We start from the raw sequence: 18779 nt of genomic DNA, 5'->3' as shown, positions 1-18779 counted from the left end.
AATGCCGAAGCAAACGGGTTTTCGCATGGACGGAATTCATTGCCCCGGAAATCGACGGGTGCGAAATCCACGCAATGCGCCCTTTCGAAAGTAGGCTGCGTTCTATTCGGGCACATCGGGAAAGGCTTCCGGGACATGAATTTCCTCGTATTTCCGCCTGAGCTCAACTCATTGCTGATGTTCAGTGGCGCGGGCTCCGCCCCGATGCTGCAAGCCGCGGCGGCATGGGAGGGGTTGGCCACCGAATTGGGTTCTGCGGCTTCGTCGTTTACGTCGGTGATTTCGGGCCTGCCCGGTCAGGCCTGGCAGGGTGCGGCGTCCCGGGCGATGGTCGCCGCGGCGACTCCGTATTCGGGCTGGCTGAACGCGGCGGCGACCCAGGCCTCGGGCGCGGCCGGACAAGCCCGCGCGGTGGCGGGCGCATTCGAATCGGCGATGGCGGCGACGGTGCACCCGGTTGAGGTGGCGGTCAACCGCAACCAGTTCGTGCGACTGGTCGTCTCGAATCTCTTCGGGCAGAACGCCCCCGCGATCGCCGCCGCCGAATCGGAATACGAACGGATGTGGGCCCAGGACGTCAGCGCGATGGTCGGCTATCACGCCGGCGCGTCCGAAGCGGCGGCGGCCCTGACGCCGTTCGAGCAACTGCTGCAGGATCTTCCGGGCGCGCTCGGCCAGCTCTCGCCGTCGGGCAACATCGGCGCCGCGAACCTTGGTTTGGGCAACAAGGGCAGCGCGAACCTGGGCAGCGGCAACACCGGAAACGCCAACCTGGGCAACGGCAACATCGGCAATCTCAACCTCGGCGACGGCAACCAGGGGCCCTCTTCGGGCCAGGCCGGCATCCTCAACGTGGGCAGCGGAAATATCGGCAGCTTCAACGTCGGCGGTGGAAACATCGGCAGCTCCAACCTGGGCAGCGGAAACCACGGCAGCGCCAACATCGGGAGTGGAAACTTCGGTAGCGGCAACCTGGGCGGCGGAAACAGCGGTGCCACAAACTTCGGGAGCGGAAATACCGGCAACAATAACGTCGGCAGCGGAAACGACGGCAACACCAATTACGGCTTCGGAAACCTCGGGAACAACAACCTCGGCAGCGGCAACAACGGCAGCTCCAATGTCGGCGTCGGAAACCTGGGCAACAGCAACATCGGCGCCGGAAATCACGGCAACTTCGACCTCGGCTTCGGAAATACCGGCAACGACGACTTCGGCATCGGGCTCACCGGCGACAACCAGGTGGGCATCAACCTCAACGGGCTGAACGGCGGCACCGGGAACATCGGCCTGTTCAACTCGGGCAACAACAACGTCGGCTTCTTCAACTCCGGCAACGGGAACTGGGGCATCGGCAACTCCGGCAACTTCAACACCGGTTTTGGCAATTCCGGCAGCACCAATACCGGCATGTGGAACTCCGGCAGCGTGAACACGGGCTTCTGGAACTCGGCCGGCACCGACACGGGCTTCGGAAACTCGGGCGTGGGAGACGTGGGCTTCTTCAACGGCGGGCACGACGACTTCGGCGTCGGCAACGCCGGGGCCCTGTCGATGGGCGCCTTCAACGCGGGCAACGGCAATGTGGGCTTCGCCAACGCCGGCGCCGGCAATGTCGGTTTCGGCAACTCCGGCATGCACAACACGGGCTTCGGCAACGCGGGCGCCACGAACACGGGCTTCTGGAATTCGGGCGACATCAACACGGGCGGCGGGAACTCGGGGATTACCGACACCGGCTTCGGCAGCGCGATCGACACCGGCGCCGCGAACTCCGGCTTCGGAAACATCGGCTCCGGGAACTCCGGCTTCAACAACAACGGCACCGCGAACTCGGGCTTGGGAAACATCGGGAGCAACGACGAGGGCTACGGAAACGTGGGCCAGCACGACACGGGCATCCAAAACACACATAACGGCAATACGGGCTTCTTCAACACGGGCACGAATGGTGTGGGCATCGCCAATGCGGGCAACCTCAACATCGGTTACGGCAACACCGGCCCCGCCGGGAACGCTGGCTTCCTGAACTCCGGCAGCAGCAACTCGGGAATAGGGAACACGGGCGCAGGCAACTCCGGCTATGACAACTCGGGCACCCACAGCTCGGGCGCCAATAACACGGGCACCCAGCAATCGGGCTTCGGGCGCTAGTCCCCGGCCTACCCCGCCTGCCGCCTGGCGTCGGAGGTCGGCGGTAAGTTTGGACGGACATGAGTGTGCACGTGACCGCTAATACCGACGCCAAGTCCGCCTCCGAAGCAGAGGAGCTGCTCGACGGGCTCAACCCGCAACAGCGCCAGGCGGTGGTGCACGAGGGTTCGCCGCTGCTGATCGTCGCGGGCGCGGGCTCGGGTAAGACGGCGGTCCTGACGCGGCGCATCGCCTACCTGATCGCGGCGCGGGGCGTCGGGGTCGGTCAGATCCTGGCCATCACCTTCACCAATAAGGCCGCCGCGGAGATGCGCGAACGCGTGGTGCGCCTGGTGGGCAACCGCGCCCGCGCGATGTGGGTCTCCACGTTCCACTCCACGTGCGTGCGCATCCTGCGCAACCAGGCCTCGCTGATCGACGGGCTCAACTCCAACTTCTCGATCTATGACGCCGACGATTCGCGGCGCCTGCTGCAGATGATCGGTCGCGACATGGGGCTGGACATCAAGCGTTACTCGCCGCGCCTGCTGGCCAACGCGATCTCAAACCTGAAGAACGAGTTGATCGGCCCCGACGAGGCGGTGGCCAACCTGTCGGACGACTCCGATGAGTTGAGCCGCACGGTGGCCTCCGTCTACGGCGAATACCAGCGGCGGCTGCGGGCCGCGAACGCCTTGGACTTCGACGACCTGATCGGGGAGACCGTCGCGGTGCTGCAGACGTTCCCCCAAATCGCGCAGTACTACCGCCGGCGGTTTCGGCACGTGCTGGTCGACGAGTACCAGGACACCAACCACGCCCAGTACGTGCTGGTGCGCGAATTGGTGGGCACCGACACCGAGGGCGACGTACCGCCGGCCGAACTGTGCGTGGTGGGCGATGCCGATCAATCGATCTACGCGTTCCGCGGCGCGACCATTCGCAACATCGAGGACTTCGAGCGCGACTATCCCGACGCGAGAACCATTCTGCTGGAACAGAATTACCGCTCCACGCAGAACATCCTGTCGGCGGCCAACTCGGTGATCGCCCGCAACACCGGACGCCGTGAGAAGCGCCTGTGGACCGACGCCGGCGCGGGCGAGCTGATCGTCGGCTACGTCGCCGACAACGAGCACGACGAGGCCCGGTTCGTGGCCGAGGAGATCGACGCGCTCGCCGAGCGGGGCGAGATCACCTACAACGACGTGGCCGTGTTCTATCGCACCAACAACTCGTCGCGGTCGCTGGAAGAGGTCTTCATCCGTGCCGGCATCCCCTACAAGGTCGTTGGGGGAGTGCGCTTTTACGAGCGCAAGGAGATCCGCGACATCGTCGCCTATCTACGGGTGCTGGACAATCCCGGTGACGCGGTCAGCATGCGGCGCATCCTCAACACGCCGCGCCGGGGCATCGGGGATCGCGCCGAGGCGTGCGTGGCGGTGTACGCCGAGAACACCGGCGCCAGCTTCGCCGACGCGCTGGTGGCCGCCGCCGAAGGCAGGGTGCCGATGCTGAATACCCGCGCGGAGAAGGCGATCGCGGGCTTCGTCGAGCTGCTGGACGACCTGAGGGGCCACCTCGACGACGACCTCGGCGAATTGGTCGAGTTGGTGCTCGAACGCAGCGGCTACCGCAGCGAGCTGGAGTCCTCCACCGATCCGCAGGAGCTGGCCAGGCTGGACAACCTGAACGAATTGGTCAGCGTCGCACACGAATTCAGCATCGACGAAGCCAATGCGGCCGCGCTGGAGACGCCCGAGGACGAGGATGTGCCCGACACCGGCGCCTTGGCGGCGTTTCTGGAGCGGGTCTCGCTGGTGGCCGACGCCGACGAAATCCCGGAGCACGGGGCCGGTTTGGTCACGCTGATGACCCTGCACACCGCGAAGGGGCTGGAGTTCCCGGTGGTGTTCGTCACCGGCTGGGAGGACGGGATGTTCCCCCACATGCGGTCGCTGGACGACCCCACGGAATTGTCCGAAGAGCGGCGGCTGGCCTACGTCGGCATCACCCGGGCCCGGCAGCGGCTATACGTCAGCCGGGCCATCGTGCGGTCCTCGTGGGGGCAGCCGATGCTCAACCCGGAATCGCGCTTCCTGCAGGAGATTCCGCAGGAGCTCATCGACTGGCGGCGCAGCGCGCCGCCGCCGTCGTCGTTCAGCGCCCCGGTGAGCGGTGCCGGACGGTTCGGCGCGCCGCGTCCGTCGCCGACCAGGTCGGGGGCGAGCAAGCGCCCGTTGCTGGTACTGCAACCCGGCGACCGGGTGTCGCACGACAAGTACGGGCTGGGCCGGGTCGAGGAGGTGTCCGGGGTGGGTGAATCGGCCATGTCGCTGATCGACTTCGGCAGCTCGGGGCGGGTGAAGCTGATGCACAACCACGCCCCCGTCAGCAAGCTCTGACGCGCCGAACGTGACGGCAGGGCGAAATTTTCGCCAATTCTTCGCCGCCAGAACACGTTCGGCGCAAAGGGCGCGAATAGCGCAAGAAAGTCAGTTACGCCTGTAGCCAGCGTTTGGTTTGCGGGTGAAATGCCAGCGCCACGCTGGCGACCGGCAGCAGCCACAGGGTGTAGACGATCCACGCCACGCGCGCGCCCGCGATGAACACGCCGCCGTAGGTCAGCACCGCGACCACCGCGCCGGCCGCGATGAGATAACGGCCGAGCGGCCGATGCTGCAACAGCATGATCACCCCGGAGATCGTCGTGATCGCGAACACCAGCGCGAGGAAGGCGACCGCGATGCAGAAGAGGCGGTCGGTCCGCCACCACCCCGCGATCAGGTCGGTGGCCACCACCGATGTGGCCCATCCGCTGACTATGGTCACGGCGCTGGCGGCGACGGTGGTCCGCCCGCTCGGCTCGTGGCCAGGCGGTTCCGCAAGCCCTCGCCGGACCGCGGATGGGGCGCCGTGATCGGCGGGTGACTGCCGGGGGATCTGCGTGGTCGGGGACTCGGGCACCACGGGCATCGGGCCGGTCGGTGCCCGCCGGATGATCCGCGTCTGCGATTCCGAGGGCGGTGCGGGGGATTCGGGTGCCGGCGCGGGTGCAGCGGGGTCGTTGGGCGCAGTCACCTCAGCCAGCGTAGTTGCCGATGTTAAGACCCCGCTTTGCAAGCCATGGGACTGGGTCGATCCGTTCGGTGCCGCCCTGGAGCACCTCGAAATGCAGGTGCGGCCCGGTGGAATTGCCGCGGTTGCCCATGGTGGCGATCTGGTCGCCGGCCATCACGCGCTGGCCGACGCTGACCAGCGTCGTGTTGACGTGGCCGTAGAGGGTGACGGTGCCGTCGGCGTGGCGCAGCTTGACCAGCGCCCCGTAGCCGGCGGCCGGCCCGGAGTCGATCACGACGCCGTCGGACACCGCGTAGATCGGCGTCCCGATCGAGTTGGCCAGGTCGATGCCGGCGTGCAGCACCCCCCAGCGGTACCCGAAGTTAGAGGTGAAGATCCCCTTCGTCGGCATGACGTAGAGCGGCTGCTGCAGCCGGGCCTCGCGCTGGGCGCGATCGTTGGCGAAGGCCACGCCCTTGGCAAGCTCCTCGTTGTGCACCGCGGCATTCGCCGCGGGCTGGACCGCGACCACCTGGGCGCCGCGGATCGTGTTGCTGCCCGCCCCGCCGATCAGCGCCGACGCGTTGGCGGTCAGCACGGCTTCCGTTTTGGGCGTATCGGCGTGGCTGGTCGCCGTGTGGGCCGCGGCGGCCGCGGCCCCGGCGGCCATCGCCGAGATCAGCAGGCGGCCCCTGGCCGCGCTGGTCGGCTGCTTACGGTGTTGCCCGCCGCGTCGTATGACGGGAATGACGTCGGTGATGTCCGAGTGGTTGGGACGGCGCGCTTCGGTGGCGGCGGTACCGGGCTGGAAGCGTGCCGGGACCGGCACGGCCGCGGGGGCGGCCAGCAGCAGCGGGCCCAAATCGTCCGTGTCATGCAGGTCGTCGAGCTCGGGAGCGAGCAGCACGCGGGCTTCGTTGTCGAAGGTCGAGTCGTTGCTGAAGTCCAGATCGTCGAGATCGGCGGACTCGTCGACCAATTCGAGGTCGTCGAAGTCGAACCCGTCGAGGGGCAGGATTTCGGTGACTTCGTTGCGGTGAGCTTCCGTCCACCGGCCGCCGGCTGCGCGCCCCACCCTCACGACGCCGGTTGACACGGCAGAAGGACGGGCTAAACGATGCTGCGACAAGCTGAATTGTCCTCGTATCGTGACCATAACGTTATCTGGACCCTAGGAAGGTATCCGCTAACCGACGGGGCTGGCAACCTCGGGCCAAGAACCCAACCGATATTGTGATTCGCATCACTTTTGCGGGGTATCGGTATGCGGTGAGCTGCACCACATCGGTGGACGCGACGGTAGCAGGCGTTCGACGGGTGGTTACAGTGCCACCGTGCGAGTCGCCGATTCCGGCTGTCCCCATTGCGGGGCCCACGTACAGGCCTAGCAGCAAGTCGAGCGAAGACAGTGAGCCCATGGACCTTTTCGAGTATCAAGCAAAAGAGTTGTTCGCCAAGCACAACGTACCGAGCACGCCCGGTCGGGTGACCGACACCGCCGACGGTGCCCGGGCCATCGCCGAGGAGATCGGTCGCCCTGTGATGGTGAAGGCCCAGGTCAAGATCGGGGGCCGCGGTAAGGCCGGCGGCGTCAAATACGCCGCGACGCCCGAAGACGCCTACCAGCACGCCAAGAACATCCTCGGCCTGGACATCAAGGGCCACGTCGTGAAGAAGCTGCTTGTTGCCGAGGCCAGCGATATCGCCGAGGAGTACTACATCTCCTTCCTGCTCGACCGCGCCAACCGCACCTACCTGGCGATGTGCTCGGTCGAGGGCGGCATGGAGATCGAAGAGGTGGCCGCCACCAAGCCCGACCGGCTCGCCAGGGTCCCCGTCAGCGCCGTCAAGGGGGTCGACGAGGCGACCGCGCGGTCGATCGCCGAGCAAGGCCACCTGCCGGCCGAGGTGCTCGACGCCGCCGCGGTCACCATCTCCAAGCTGTGGGAGCTCTTCGTCGCCGAGGACGCGACGCTGGTGGAGGTCAACCCGCTGGTGCGCACCCCCGACGGCCGCATCCTGGCCCTGGACGGCAAGGTCACCCTCGATGCCAACGCCGATTTTCGCCACCCCGATCACTCCGAGTTCGAGGACCGCGAGGCCACCGATCCGCTGGAGCTCAAGGCCAAGGAACACCACCTCAACTACGTCAAGCTCGACGGCGCCGTCGGCATCATCGGGAACGGCGCGGGCCTGGTGATGTCGACCCTCGACGTCGTCGCCTACGCCGGGGAGAAGCACGGGGGTGTCAAGCCGGCCAACTTCCTGGACATCGGCGGCGGCGCCTCGGCCGAGGTGATGGCCGCCGGGTTGGACGTGGTCCTGGGCGACCAGCAGGTCAAGAGCGTGTTCGTCAACGTCTTCGGCGGCATCACCTCCTGCGACGCGGTGGCCACCGGCATCGTCAAGGCGCTGGAGATTCTCGGCGACGAGGCCAACAAGCCGCTGGTGGTGCGCCTCGACGGCAACAACGTCGAAGAGGGCCGTCGCATCCTGACCGAGGCCAACCACCCGCTGGTGACGCTGGTGGCCACGATGGACGAGGCCGCCGACAAGGCCGCCGAGCTGGCGAGCGCCTAGAAAGGACTTTGGAAAATGTCGATCTTCCTCAATAAGGACAACAAGGTCATCGTCCAGGGCATCACCGGCAGCGAGGCCACCGTCCACACCGCCCGAATGCTCAAGGCGGGCACCCAGATCGTCGGCGGTGTGAACGCGCGCAAGGCCGGCACCACCGTCACGCACGAGGACAAGGGCGGACGGATCGTCAAGCTGCCGGTGTTCGGCGGCGTCGCCGAGGCGATGGAAAAGACCGGCGCCGACGTCTCGATCATCTTCGTGCCGCCGAAGTTCGCCAAGGACGCCATCATTGAGGCCGTCGACGCCGAGATCCCGCTGTTGGTGGTCATCACCGAGGGAATCCCGGTGCAGGACAGCGCATTTGCGTGGGCCTACAACGTCGAGAAGGGCGGCAAGACCCGCATCATCGGGCCGAACTGCCCCGGTATCATCACCCCGGGCGAGGCGCTGGTGGGCATCACCCCCGCCAACATCACCGGTTCGGGCCCGGTCGGGCTGGTGTCCAAGTCCGGCACGCTGACCTACCAAATGATGTACGAGCTGCGCGATTTCGGCTTCTCGACGTCCATCGGCATCGGCGGGGACCCGGTGATCGGCACTACCCACATCGACGCCATCGAGGCCTTCGAGAAGGATCCCGACACCAAGGTCATCGTGATGATCGGTGAGATCGGCGGCGACGCCGAGGAGCGCGCCGCCGACTACATCAGGGCCCACGTCTCCAAGCCGGTGGTCGGCTACGTGGCGGGATTCACCGCCCCGGAGGGCAAGACGATGGGCCACGCCGGCGCGATCGTCTCCGGCTCGTCGGGCACCGCGGCCGCCAAGAAGGAAGCCCTGGAGGCGGCCGGCGTCAAAGTGGGCAAGACCCCGTCGGAGACCGCGGCGCTGGCCCGGGAGATTCTCAAGGCGCTGTAGCGGTTGCCGGCCCCTTGACCGGACCCGGGTGGCGGGCCGCAGTTCCGCTGCGGTAGATAGTTGAGCTATGAATCTTGACGCGCGCACGCCCGTCGTCGTCGGTGTCGGGCAGGCCGCCGAGCGCATCGACGACCCCGCTTACCGGGCGATGTCACCCGTCGAGTTGGCCGCCGCCGCCGCTTCGGCCGCCCTGGCCGACTGTGGGGCCGACGTGGGGTCGGTGGCCGAGGCCGTCGACACCGTGGCCGGTGTCAGGCAATTCGAGATCTCCGGGCCCGTCGCCTCGGCCGTGCTGGGCCGGTCGAACAACTACCCGCGCTCGGTGGCCAAGCGGGTGGGCGCCAGGCCCGCGCGCGCCATCCTCGAGATCGTCGGGGGCCAGGGGCCGCAGCACCTAATCAGCGAGCTGGCCGCGGAGATCGCCGCCGGCCGGTCGCAGGCGGCGCTGATCTTCGGGTCCGACGCGACCTCGACGCTGCGGCACTTCGCGGGCACCGAACGCAGGCCGGACTTCACGGAGACCGTCGACGGCGACCTGGAGGACCGTGGTCACGGCATCGAGAAACTCATCTCGCGCTACACGGTCATTCACGGGCTGACCAGCGCGCCGATCCAATACGGGCTGCTGGAAAACGCCCGGCGGGCCGGGACGGGGCTGGGTCCGTCCGAATATCGGCGGACGATGGCCGAGCTGTTCGCGCCCTTCACCAAGATCGCCGCCAGCAACCCGTTCGCCGCCGCGCCGGTCGAACGCACCGTCGACGAACTGATCACCGTGACCGAGGCCAACCGGATGATCGCTGAGCCTTACCCGCGGCTGATGGTGGCGCGTGACCAGGTCAACCAGGGGGCGGCCGCGCTGCTGATGTCGGTCGGGGCGGCCCGTTCTCTAGGGGTGCCCGAGGAGAACTGGGTCTACCTGCACGGGCACGTTGACCTGGAGGAGCAGCCGCTGGTGGAGCGCCCGGATCTCGGGCACTCACCGTCGGCCGTCATGGCGGTGCGCGAGGCGCTGGGCATGGCCGGCATCGGAGTCGACGACGTCGCCACCTTCGACCTCTACAGCTGCTTTCCGGTGCCGGTGTTCAACATCTGCGACGGCTTGGGGATCGCGCCCGACGACCCGCGGGGCCTGACGCTGACCGGCGGGCTGCCGTTCTTCGGCGGGGCGGGCAACAACTACTCCATGCATGCGGTTGCCGAGACGGTCGCCCAGATGCGAAGCATGCCAGGGCAATTCGGACTCGTCGGCGCCAACGGCGGAATCCTGAGCAAGTACTCGGTGGGGGTATACTCCACCGCTCCGGTGGAGTGGAAGCCGGATCGCAACGCGGAGCTGCAAGCCCGGGTCGCCGGGTGGGCGACCCAGGCCGTCACCGAGACCGCCGATGGTCGCGGGACCGTCGAGACGTACACCGTCCGGCGCGACGACGGACGCCCGACCGGCATCATCATCGGCAGGCTCGACGACGGCACCCGGTTCCTGTCGACCACCGAGGACGAGGAACTGATCGCGCTGCTGATCGACGGCGACCCCATCGGGCGCGCGGTCCGGGTGCGCTCGTTCGACTACGGCAATCGCTGCTTCGTCAACTGACTCGCGCTAGACGAGGGCGGCCAGCTTGCCGGCCAACCGCTCCACGTAGGCGGCAATCTCGTCCTCGGGGCGGTCCGGCAGTCCGAACAGCACCTCGGTCACCCCGAGCTCGGCCCAGCGTGCCAGCTTCTCGGGGACCGGCTTGAAGTCCAGCGCGACGATCTGCGGAGCCCCTTCGCGACCGGCGGCCGCCCAGGTGTCCTGCAGCAGGCTGACCGGCTCGTCGATGTCGAAGTCGCGCGGGGTGGTGATCCAGCCGTCGGCGCTGCGGGCGATCCATTTGAAGTTCTTTTCGTTGCCGGCCGCGCCCACGAGCACCGGAATGTGTGACTGCACCGGCTTCGGCCAGGCCCAGCTGGGCCCGAACTTGACGAACTCGCCGTCGTAGGCGGCTTCCTCTTCCGTCCACAGCGCCCGCATCGCCTCGATGTACTCGCGCAGCATCGTCCGGCGCCGCCCGGGCGGCACCCCGTGGTCGGCCAGCTCGTCGGTGTTCCACCCGAAGCCCACGCCGAGGCTCACCCGGCCCCCCGACAGGTGGTCAAGCGTGGCAATGCTTTTCGCCAACGTGATCGGGTCGTGCTCGACGGGCAGCGCCACCGCCGTCGAGAGCCGCACCCGCGACGTGACGGCGCAGGCGGCGCCCAGGCTTACCCAAGGGTCCAGCGTGCGCATGTACCGGTCGTCGGGCAGCGACGCGTCGCCGGTCGTGGGATGGGCGGCCTCACGCTTGACCGGGATGTGGGTGTGTTCGGGCACATAAAACGTCTGGAAACCGTGGTCGTCGGCGAGCTTGGCCGCTGTCGCCGGGGAGATGCCGCGGTCGCTGGTGAAAAGCACGAGGCCGTAATCCATGCACAGGATTAGAACGTGTTCTACCTGTGCTCGGCAAGCGGCACGGGTCGGCGCTGGTCGCGCCGACAGGCTGGTGGCTCCGGCACGGCCGCCCGAAGGTGCGCTAGCGTGGTTGGTCGATCGCGCCGCAACGCAACATGGGGAAGGTGTTCCGCGGTGGCGCGCCTGGAAGCACAGCGTCGCACTGCAATGTGGCGCCGCTAAGAAGCAACAGGAGGAGCCATGACTTATTCGCCCGGTGGTCCCGGATATCAACCCGCGCAGCCCGGCGGCTCCTACCCAGGCGCCACACCGTCCTTCGCCAAGACCGACGACGGCGAAAGCAAGCTTCCGCTGGCGTTGAACGTCGGGGTCGTGGTCCTCGGCATCGCGGTGTACTTGCTGAATTTCGGGCCGACGTTCGTCATCGGCGCCGACCTCGGCCCGGGTGGCGGACGGGCCGGCGACGCCGGCACCGCGGTCATCGTCGCGCTGCTGGCCGCCCTGCTGGCGGCGATCGGCTTGCTGCCCAAGGCCAAGAGTTACGTGGGAATCGTCGCGGTGGCCGCCGTTTTGGGTGCGCTGCTGGCCATCACCGAGACCGTCAACACGCCCGCCGGGTTCGGCATCGGTTGGGCGATGTGGCCGTTGGTCGGCTGCAGCATTATTCAGGCCTTCGCCGCCGTCGGCGCGTTGCTGCTGGACGCCGGAGTCATCGCGGCGCCCGCGCCGCGGCCCAAGTACGACCCCTACGCGCAATACGGCCAGTACGGGCAATACGGCCAGTACGGACAATACGGACAGCAGCCGTCGTACTACGGGCAGCCGAGTGCCCAGCAGCACGCCGGGCACCAGTCCCACCAGCAGGAGACGCCGCAGCCTTCCTCTTACGGCTCGCAGTACGGCGNCCACGCCGCCGCTCGGGCCGGTGTGGGTCGCGCTGCTCATCGTCGGCGCGTCGTCGGGCGTGGCGGTTGGGCAGCAATGCGCCCGGCGCGCGCTGCCGCTGCTCCCGGCGATGGCCAAACTCCTGGTCGCCGCGGTTGTCGGGGCGTTGGCGATGTCGTTGCTCGCGTACGGCGGAAGCGGGCGGCTCGGCAATTTCGGGCATGTCGGCGTCGACCAGGGGACGTTGCTGGGCGGCGTGTTCTTCTGGTTCGCGGTCGTCGGCGGCGTCACGGTCGTGATGGCCGGCGGGATCCGGCCCGTGCGGCCCAGGCGGACCAGGCGATCCGCGCCCGCCCCGGCGGTCGATGAGCCGGCGGATTTTGCGGCCGTCTTCNGACGCCGCCCACCGGCTTCCCCAGCTTCAGCCCGCCGCCGTCCTCCGCCGCGAGCGGCACGGAGTCCCAGGCCGGTTCGGGTCCGGTCGACCAAGCGAGCCACACCGGCGGCCAGCCGGCCTCCGGCCAGGAGCAGCAACAGTCGCCGTCGTCACCGGCTGGGCCGGCGCCCTCCTAAGCCTGCGCCCTCGCGCGTAGTCGGGCACGTGCGCCAAGAGTGAACAGGGTGTCAGCAAGCGGGGACGACCGGGCCGCCGGCGCTCGCCAGGCACGCGACCTTGTCCGGGTGGCATTCGCCCCGGCCGTGGTGGCATTGGGCATCGTCGCCGCGGTCACCTTGCTGCAGCTGCTGATCGCCAACAGCGACATGACCGGCGCGTTGGGCGCCATCGCCAGCATGTGGCTGGCGGTGCACCAGGTGCCGATTTCGATCGGTGGCCGCGAACTGGGTGTGCTGCCGCTGCTGCCCGTCCTGCTGATGGTGTGGGGCACCGCGCGCGCCAGCGCCCGGGCCACCGCGGCGTCCTCGTCGTGGCTGGTGGTGCGCTGGGTGATCGCCTCGGCGCTGGGCGGCCCCNCGCGCGGACACGCCGGGCGATGTCGCGCTGGCCGCAGGCTCGGCGCGTCAGCCATTCCGACTAGGCTCCCCGTTGTGCCCCAACCGCTCCACGTGCCCCCGAGCGCGCCGGCGCGGGTGGTGGTGCTGGCGTCGGGCACCGGTTCGCTGCTGGGCTCGCTCATCGACGCCGCCACGGGCGACTACCCGGCGCGAATAGTCGCCGTCGGCGTGGATCGCGAATGCCGGGCCACCGAGGTCGCTGCGGCGGCCTCCCTGCCCGCGTTCACCGTTCGCCTCGGCGATTACCCCGACCGCGCGGCCTGGGACACGGCCATCACGGAAGCCACCGCGGCGCACGCGCCCGATCTCATCGTCTCCGCGGGATTTATGAAAATACTTGGGCCGCAATTCCTTTCACGTTTCTGTGGACGCACCCTCAACACGCATCCGGCGCTGCTGCCGGCATTCGCGGGGGCGCATGCCGTCCCCGACGCGCTGGCATACGGTGTGAAGGTCACCGGCTGTACGGTGCACCTGGTGGACGCCGGCATGGACACCGGGCCGATATTGGCCCAGGAGCCCATCGGAGTGCTCGACGGCGACACGGAAGAGACCCTGCATGAACGCATCAAGGTCGTCGAGCGGCGGCTGTTGGTGGACGTGGTGGCCGCGCTGGCGACGCGCGGCGTGACCTGGACCGGACGAAAGGCGACCATAGGATGAGCGACGAGTCAAGAAGGGCGATTCGCCGCGCGTTGATCAGCGTGTACGACAAGTCCGGGCTGATCGAACTCGCCCAGGGACTGGCCGCGGCGGGCGTGGAGATCGTGTCGACCGGTTCGACGGCGAAGACCATTGCGGACAAAGGGATTCCGGTCACCCGCGTGGAGGAATTGACCGGCTTCCCCGAGGTGCTCGACGGCCGGGTCAAGACGCTGCACCCGCGGGTGCACGCCGGCCTGCTGGCGGACCTGCGCAAACCCGAGCACCAGGCGGCGCTTGAACAGCTCGGGATCGCGGCGTTCGAACTCGTCGTCGTCAACCTGTATCCGTTCAGCGAGACGGTCGACTCCGGCGCCGGCATCGACGACTGCGTCGAACAGATCGACATCGGCGGACCGTCGATGGTCCGGGCCGCCGCCAAGAACCACCCCAGCGTGGCGGTGGTCACCGACCCGCTCGGCTATGACGGCGTGCTCGCCGCGGTGCGCAGCGGCGGATTTACCCTCGCCGAGCGGAAAAGGCTGGCCGCGTTGGCGTTTCAGCACACCGCGGACTACGACATCGCGGTCGCCGGCTGGATGGAGTCGACGCTGGCGCCCGAGCATCCGCCCACGAACTTCCCGCAGTGGCTGGCGGGCAGCTGGCGGCGCACGGCGATGCTGCGCTACGGCGAGAACCCGCACCAGCAGGCGGCGCTCTACAGCGACCCCGGCGCGTGGCCGGGCCTGGCGCAGGCCGAGCAGCTGCACGGAAAAGAGATGTCCTACAACAACTTCACCGATGCGGACGCGGCCTGGCGGGCCGCCTTCGACCACGAAGAGATCTGCGTGGCGATCATCAAGCACGCCAACCCCTGTGGCATCGCGATCTCGTCGGTCTCGGTCGCCGACGCGCACCGCAAGGCCCACGAATGCGATCCGCTGAGCGCCTTTGGCGGGGTGATCGCGGCCAACACCGAAGTCAGTGTCGAGATGGCGGAGTACGTCAGCACCATCTTCACCGAGGTGATCGTCGCGCCCGCGTACGCGCCGGGCGCTGTCGACGCGTTGACGCGCAAGAAGAACATCCGCGTGCTGGTGGCCTCCGAGCCGCTGGCCGGCGGCACCGAGCTGCGCCCGATCAGCGGGGGGCTGCTCGTGCAGCAGCGCGACCAGCTCGACGCGCACGGCGACAATCCGGCGAACTGGACACTGGCGACCGGATCCCCGGCGGACCCGAACACCTTGACCGATCTGGTCTTTGCGTGGCGCGCCTGCCGGGCGGTCAAGTCGAACGCGATCGTGATCGCGGCCGACGGCGCGACCATCGGCGTGGGCATGGGCCAGGTCAACCGGGTCGACGCCGCCCGGCTGGCCGTCGAGCGCGGGGGCGACCGGGTCCGCGGAGCGGTCGCGGCCTCGGATGCGTTCTTCCCGTTCCCCGACGGGCTCGAGACGCTGACCGCCGCGGGGGTGAGGGCGGTGGTGCACCCGGGCGGATCGGTGCGCGACGACGAGGTGACCGCCGCGGCCGCCAACGCCGGCGTCACCGTGTACCTGACCGGAGCCCGCCACTTCGCCCACTGAACGTTCGGCGGGTGAGGCGTGGGGGCAACGCGTAGCGTGGAGTGGTGCCATCACCGAGCAACCTGCCCCGCACCGTCGGCGAACTGCGTGCCGCCGGCCACCGCGAACGGGGCGTCAAACAAGAAATCCGCGAAAACCTGCTGACTGCGCTGGCCGAGGGCGACAACGTGTGGCCGGGCATCCTGGGTTTCGAGGACACCGTGCTGCCTCAGCTGGAGCGGGCGCTGATCGCGGGCCACGACTTCGTCTTGCTGGGCGAACGCGGCCAGGGCAAGACCCGGCTGCTGCGCGCGCTCACCGGACTGCTCGACGAGTGGACCCCGGTGATCGACGGGGCCGAACTGGGGGAGCACCCCTACCGGCCGATCACGCCGGAGTCGATCCGACGCGCCGCCACGCTCGGCGACGACATGCCGGTGGCGTGGAAGCACCGCAGCGAGCGCTACACCGAGAAGCTGGCCACCCCCGACACCAGCGTCGCCGACCTGGTCGGTGATATCGACCCGATCAAGGTCGCCGAGGGCCGCAGCCTCGGTGACCCGGAGACCATCGCCTACGGGCTGATCCCGCGCGCGCACCGCGGCATCGTCGCGGTCAACGAGCTGCCCGACCTCGCCGAGCGCATCCAGGTGTCGATGCTCAACGTCATGGAGGAGCGCGACATCCAGGTCCGCGGCTACACGCTGCGCCTGCCGCTGGACGTGTTGGTGGTCGCCAGCGCCAACCCCGAGGACTACACCAACCGGGGCCGCATCATCACCCCGCTCAAGGACCGGTTCGGCGCCGAGATCCGCACCCACTACCCGCTGGAGCTCGAGGCCGAGGTGGGCGTGATCGTGCAGGAAGCCCACCTGAGCGCCCAGGTGCCCGATTACCTCATCCAGGTGATCGCGCGGTTCGCCCGCTACCTGCGGGAGTCCAACTCGGTCGATCAACGCTCCGGGGTGTCGGCGCGGTTCGCGATCGCGGCCGCCGAGACCGTCGCCGCCGCCGCCCGCCACCGCGGCGCGGTGCTGGGGGAGACGGATCCGGTGGCCCGGGTGGTCGACCTGGACACGGTGATCGACGTCCTGCGCGGCAAGCTGGAATTCGAGTCGGGCGAGGAGGGCCGCGAACAGGCGGTGCTGGAGCACCTGCTGCGGCGCGCGACGGCCGACACCGCGGCCAGGGTGCTCGGCGGAATCGACGTCGGCGCCTTGGTGGCCGCGGTCGAGGGCGGTTCGGCGGTCACGACGGGCGAGCGGGTGTCGGCCAAGGACGTGCTGGCCGCGGTGCCGAACCTGCCGGTCGTCGAGCAGATCGCGGCCAAGCTGCACGCCGAATCCGAAGGCGAGCGCGCCGCGGCGCTGGAACTGGCGCTGGAGGCGCTGTATCTGGCCAAGCGGATCGACAAGGTGTCCGGGGAGGGTCAAACCGTCTATGGCTGAGTTCGATCGTGACGACCCGTCCCCCAGCTCCGCGGGGGAACCCCCAGCGCCGGCTTCGCCGCGCTTGCGATCGTCACGAGGGCATTCCTCCCGATACTCGGCGTACACCGGCGGGCCCGACCCGCTGGCGCCGCCGGTGGATCTGCGCGAGGCGCTCGAACAGATCGGTCAGGACGTGATGGCCGGCACCTCGCCACGGCGCGCCCTGTCCGAGTTGCTGCGCCGCGGCACCAAGAACATGCCCGGGGCCGACCGGCTGGCGGCCGAGGCGAACCGCCGGCGACGGGACCTGCTGCGCCGCAACAACTTGGACGGCACCCTGCAGGAGATCAAGAAGCTGCTCGACGAGGCCGTGCTGGCCGAGCGCAAGGAGTTGGCCCGCGCGCTGGACGACGACGCCCGCTTCGGCGAGCTGCAGCTGGACGCGCTGCCCGCGTCGCCGGCCAAGGCGGTGCAGGAGCTGTCCGACTACAACTGGCGCAGCGGCGAGGCCCGTCAAAAGTACGAGCAAATCAGGGATTTGCTCGGCCGCGAGATGCTGGATCAACGCTTCGCAGGCATGAAGCAGGCGCTGGAGGGCGCCACCGACGAGGATCGCCAGCGGGTCAACGAGATGCTGGACGACCTCAACGAGCTGCTGGACAAGCACTCCCGCGGCCAGGACTCGCAGCAAGACTTCGAAGAATTCATGGACAAGCACGGCGAGTTCTTCCCCGAGAACCCGCGCAATGTCGAGGAGCTGCTCGACTCGCTGGCCAAGCGCGCCGCCGCGGCGCAACGCTTCCGCAACAGCCTGAGCCCCGATCAGCGCGCCGAGCTGGATGCCCTGGCGCAGCAGGCATTTGGGTCACCCGCGCTGATGCAAGCACTGGGACGGCTCGATGCGCACCTGCAGGCGGCTCGGCCCGGTGAGGACTGGACCGGGTCCGAGCAGTTCTCCGGAGACAACCCGTTCGGCATGGGTGAAGGCACGCAGGCGATCTCCGACATCGCCGAGCTGGAGCAGCTGGCCGAGCAGCTGTCGCAGAGCTATCCCGGCGCCACCATGGACGACGTCGACCTCGACGCGCTCGCGCGCCAGCTCGGCGACCAGGCGGCCATCGATGCCCGCACCCTCGCCGAACTGGAACGGGCGCTGGTCAACCAGGGGTTCCTGGACCGCGGTTCCGACGGCCAGTGGCGCCTTTCCCCGAAAGCGATGCGCAGGCTCGGCGAGACGGCGTTACGCGATGTGGTGCAACAGCTTTCCGGACGCCGCGGCGAGCGGGATCACCGGCGCGCCGGGGCCGCCGGCGAGCTGACCGGTGCGACCCGGCCCTGGCAATTCGGTGACACCGAGCCGTGGAACATCCCCCGTACGCTGACCAACGCGGTGCTGCGGCAGTCCGGGACGACCACCCTGAAAAATCCCGTTGGCCCCATCCGGATCACCGTCGACGACGTCGAGGTCTCCGAGACCGAGACGCGGACGCAGGCCGCCGTGGCGTTGTTGGTGGACACCTCGTTTTCGATGGTGATGGAGAATCGCTGGCTGCCGATGAAGCAGACGGCGCTCGCGCTCAACCACCTGGTGTGCACACGCTTTCGTTCGGATGCTTTGCAGATCATCGCCTTTGGTCGTTACGCGCGGACCGTCACGGCCGCCGAGCTCACCGGTCTGGAGGGTGTCTACGAGCAGGGCACCAACCTGCATCACGCGCTGGCGCTCGCGGGTCGCCACCTGCGCCGGCACCCCAACGCGCAGCCCGTCGTGCTGGTGGTGACCGACGGCGAGCCGACCGCGCACCTGGAGGACTTCGACGGGGATGGCTCCACGGTGTTCTTCGACTACCCGCCGCACCCGCGGACCATCGCCCACACCGTGCGGGGATTCGACGACATGGCAAGGCTCGGTGCGCAGGTGACCATCTTCCGGTTGGGCGACGACCCCGGCCTGGCCCGGTTCATCGACCAGGTCGCCCGGCGCGTCGAGGGCCGCGTCGTGGTCCCCGACGTCGACGGCCTGGGGGCTGCCGTGGTGGGTGACTATTTGCGGTCGCGGCGGCGACGTTAGCCAGCGGTAATTCCCGCAGTGGAATAGATGCTTCCTCGACCGGGTAG

Annotated in this window: 12 protein-coding genes and 3 pseudogenes; 12 read left to right on the top strand and 3 right to left on the bottom strand. The window is 68.5% G+C overall.

All coding sequences use genetic code 11. The features are described from left to right. The first annotated feature begins 135 nt into the window (after positions 1–135). On the top strand, positions 136–2154 hold the full coding sequence (locus tag BN4348_RS49865; RefSeq protein WP_066915455.1) for a PPE family protein: 2019 nt from the start codon (positions 136–138) through the stop codon (positions 2152–2154). A gap of 59 nt (positions 2155–2213) precedes the next feature. Beyond that, a complete protein-coding gene (pcrA, locus tag BN4348_RS49860; RefSeq protein WP_066915453.1) occupies positions 2214–4538 on the top strand; it encodes a DNA helicase PcrA in 2325 nt (774 codons plus the stop codon). Between the two features lie 94 nt (positions 4539–4632). On the opposite strand, the gene BN4348_RS60520 is transcribed toward pcrA, so the two are convergent. Both BN4348_RS60520 and BN4348_RS49850 read right to left on the bottom strand, forming a co-directional pair. Further along, complete coding sequence (locus BN4348_RS60520; protein WP_066915451.1) at positions 4633–5214, bottom strand: hypothetical protein; 582 nt, start codon at positions 5212–5214, stop codon at positions 4633–4635. 1 nt (position 5215) lies between these two features. Beyond that, entirely contained in the window at positions 5216–6268 is a 1053-nt protein-coding gene (locus tag BN4348_RS49850) for a M23 family metallopeptidase (protein ID WP_235852922.1), read from the bottom strand. Between the two features lie 341 nt (positions 6269–6609). On the opposite strand from BN4348_RS49850, the gene sucC reads away from it, so the two are divergent. From sucC to BN4348_RS49835, 3 genes are all read left to right on the top strand, one after another. Beyond that, complete coding sequence (gene sucC, locus BN4348_RS49845) at positions 6610–7773, top strand: ADP-forming succinate--CoA ligase subunit beta (RefSeq protein WP_066915449.1); 1164 nt, start codon at positions 6610–6612, stop codon at positions 7771–7773. A 15-nt stretch (positions 7774–7788) separates the two neighbouring features. After that, positions 7789–8691, top strand: a complete 903-nt coding sequence (gene sucD, locus BN4348_RS49840; RefSeq protein ID WP_066915447.1) for a succinate--CoA ligase subunit alpha — start codon at positions 7789–7791, stop codon at positions 8689–8691. A 67-nt stretch (positions 8692–8758) separates the two neighbouring features. Further along, positions 8759–10288, top strand: coding sequence for an acetyl-CoA acetyltransferase (locus BN4348_RS49835; protein WP_066915445.1), 1530 nt, complete (start codon positions 8759–8761; stop codon positions 10286–10288). A 6-nt stretch (positions 10289–10294) separates the two neighbouring features. Here the strand turns inward: BN4348_RS49835 and BN4348_RS49830 are convergent, their stop codons facing one another. Further along, entirely contained in the window at positions 10295–11143 is an 849-nt protein-coding gene (locus BN4348_RS49830; RefSeq protein ID WP_066915443.1) for an LLM class F420-dependent oxidoreductase, read from the bottom strand. 222 nt (positions 11144–11365) lie between these two features. On the opposite strand from BN4348_RS49830, the pseudogene BN4348_RS49825 reads away from it, so the two are divergent. The 7 genes and pseudogenes from BN4348_RS49825 to BN4348_RS49800 all read left to right on the top strand — a co-directional run. Continuing rightward, positions 11366–12058 (top strand): annotated as a pseudogene (locus BN4348_RS49825) (DUF5336 domain-containing protein); the annotation flags it as partial. After that, positions 12036–12626 (top strand): annotated as a pseudogene (locus BN4348_RS62915) (hypothetical protein); the annotation flags it as partial. The pseudogenes BN4348_RS49825 and BN4348_RS62915, both read left to right, overlap by 23 nt. After that, a pseudogene (locus tag BN4348_RS62910) lies at positions 12623–12982 on the top strand (DUF6350 family protein); the annotation flags it as partial. The pseudogenes BN4348_RS62915 and BN4348_RS62910, both read left to right, overlap by 4 nt. Positions 12983–13057: 75 nt before the next feature. Further along, a complete protein-coding gene (purN, locus tag BN4348_RS49815) occupies positions 13058–13687 on the top strand; it encodes a phosphoribosylglycinamide formyltransferase (RefSeq protein WP_066915633.1) in 630 nt (209 codons plus the stop codon). Then, the gene (gene purH / locus BN4348_RS49810; RefSeq protein ID WP_066915441.1) at positions 13684–15252 is read left to right on the top strand and encodes a bifunctional phosphoribosylaminoimidazolecarboxamide formyltransferase/IMP cyclohydrolase; all 1569 of its coding nucleotides are present in this window, start codon (positions 13684–13686) and stop codon (positions 15250–15252) included. The genes purN and purH overlap by 4 nt, the downstream gene beginning before the upstream one ends. A 41-nt stretch (positions 15253–15293) precedes the next feature. Beyond that, entirely contained in the window at positions 15294–16679 is a 1386-nt protein-coding gene (locus BN4348_RS49805) for a sigma 54-interacting transcriptional regulator (RefSeq protein WP_066915439.1), read from the top strand. Then, the gene (locus BN4348_RS49800) at positions 16672–18732 is read left to right on the top strand and encodes a vWA domain-containing protein (RefSeq protein WP_096866188.1); all 2061 of its coding nucleotides are present in this window, start codon (positions 16672–16674) and stop codon (positions 18730–18732) included. Before BN4348_RS49805 ends, BN4348_RS49800 begins: the two co-directional genes overlap by 8 nt. Positions 18733–18779 lie beyond the last annotated feature (47 nt).

The sequence above is a fragment of the Mycobacterium interjectum genome (genome assembly GCF_900078675.2).
Classification (GTDB): domain Bacteria; phylum Actinomycetota; class Actinomycetes; order Mycobacteriales; family Mycobacteriaceae; genus Mycobacterium; species Mycobacterium interjectum.
This window is presented reverse-complemented; position numbering and strand designations above follow the sequence as displayed.

Bases quoted from the DNA above. Each gene is read 5' to 3' on its own strand.
- BN4348_RS49865 (WP_066915455.1), top strand. From the start codon at position 136: ATGAATTTCCTCGTATTTCCGCCTGAGCTCAACTCATTGCTGATGTTC.
- pcrA (WP_066915453.1), top strand. From the start codon at position 2,214: ATGAGTGTGCACGTGACCGCTAATACCGACGCCAAGTCCGCCTCCGAA.
- sucC (WP_066915449.1), top strand. From the start codon at position 6,610: ATGGACCTTTTCGAGTATCAAGCAAAAGAGTTGTTCGCCAAGCACAAC.
- sucD (WP_066915447.1), top strand. From the start codon at position 7,789: ATGTCGATCTTCCTCAATAAGGACAACAAGGTCATCGTCCAGGGCATC.
- BN4348_RS49835 (WP_066915445.1), top strand. From the start codon at position 8,759: ATGAATCTTGACGCGCGCACGCCCGTCGTCGTCGGTGTCGGGCAGGCC.
- BN4348_RS49830 (WP_066915443.1), bottom strand. From the start codon at position 11,143: ATGGATTACGGCCTCGTGCTTTTCACCAGCGACCGCGGCATCTCCCCG.
- purH (WP_066915441.1), top strand. From the start codon at position 13,684: ATGAGCGACGAGTCAAGAAGGGCGATTCGCCGCGCGTTGATCAGCGTG.
- BN4348_RS49800 (WP_096866188.1), top strand. From the start codon at position 16,672: ATGGCTGAGTTCGATCGTGACGACCCGTCCCCCAGCTCCGCGGGGGAA.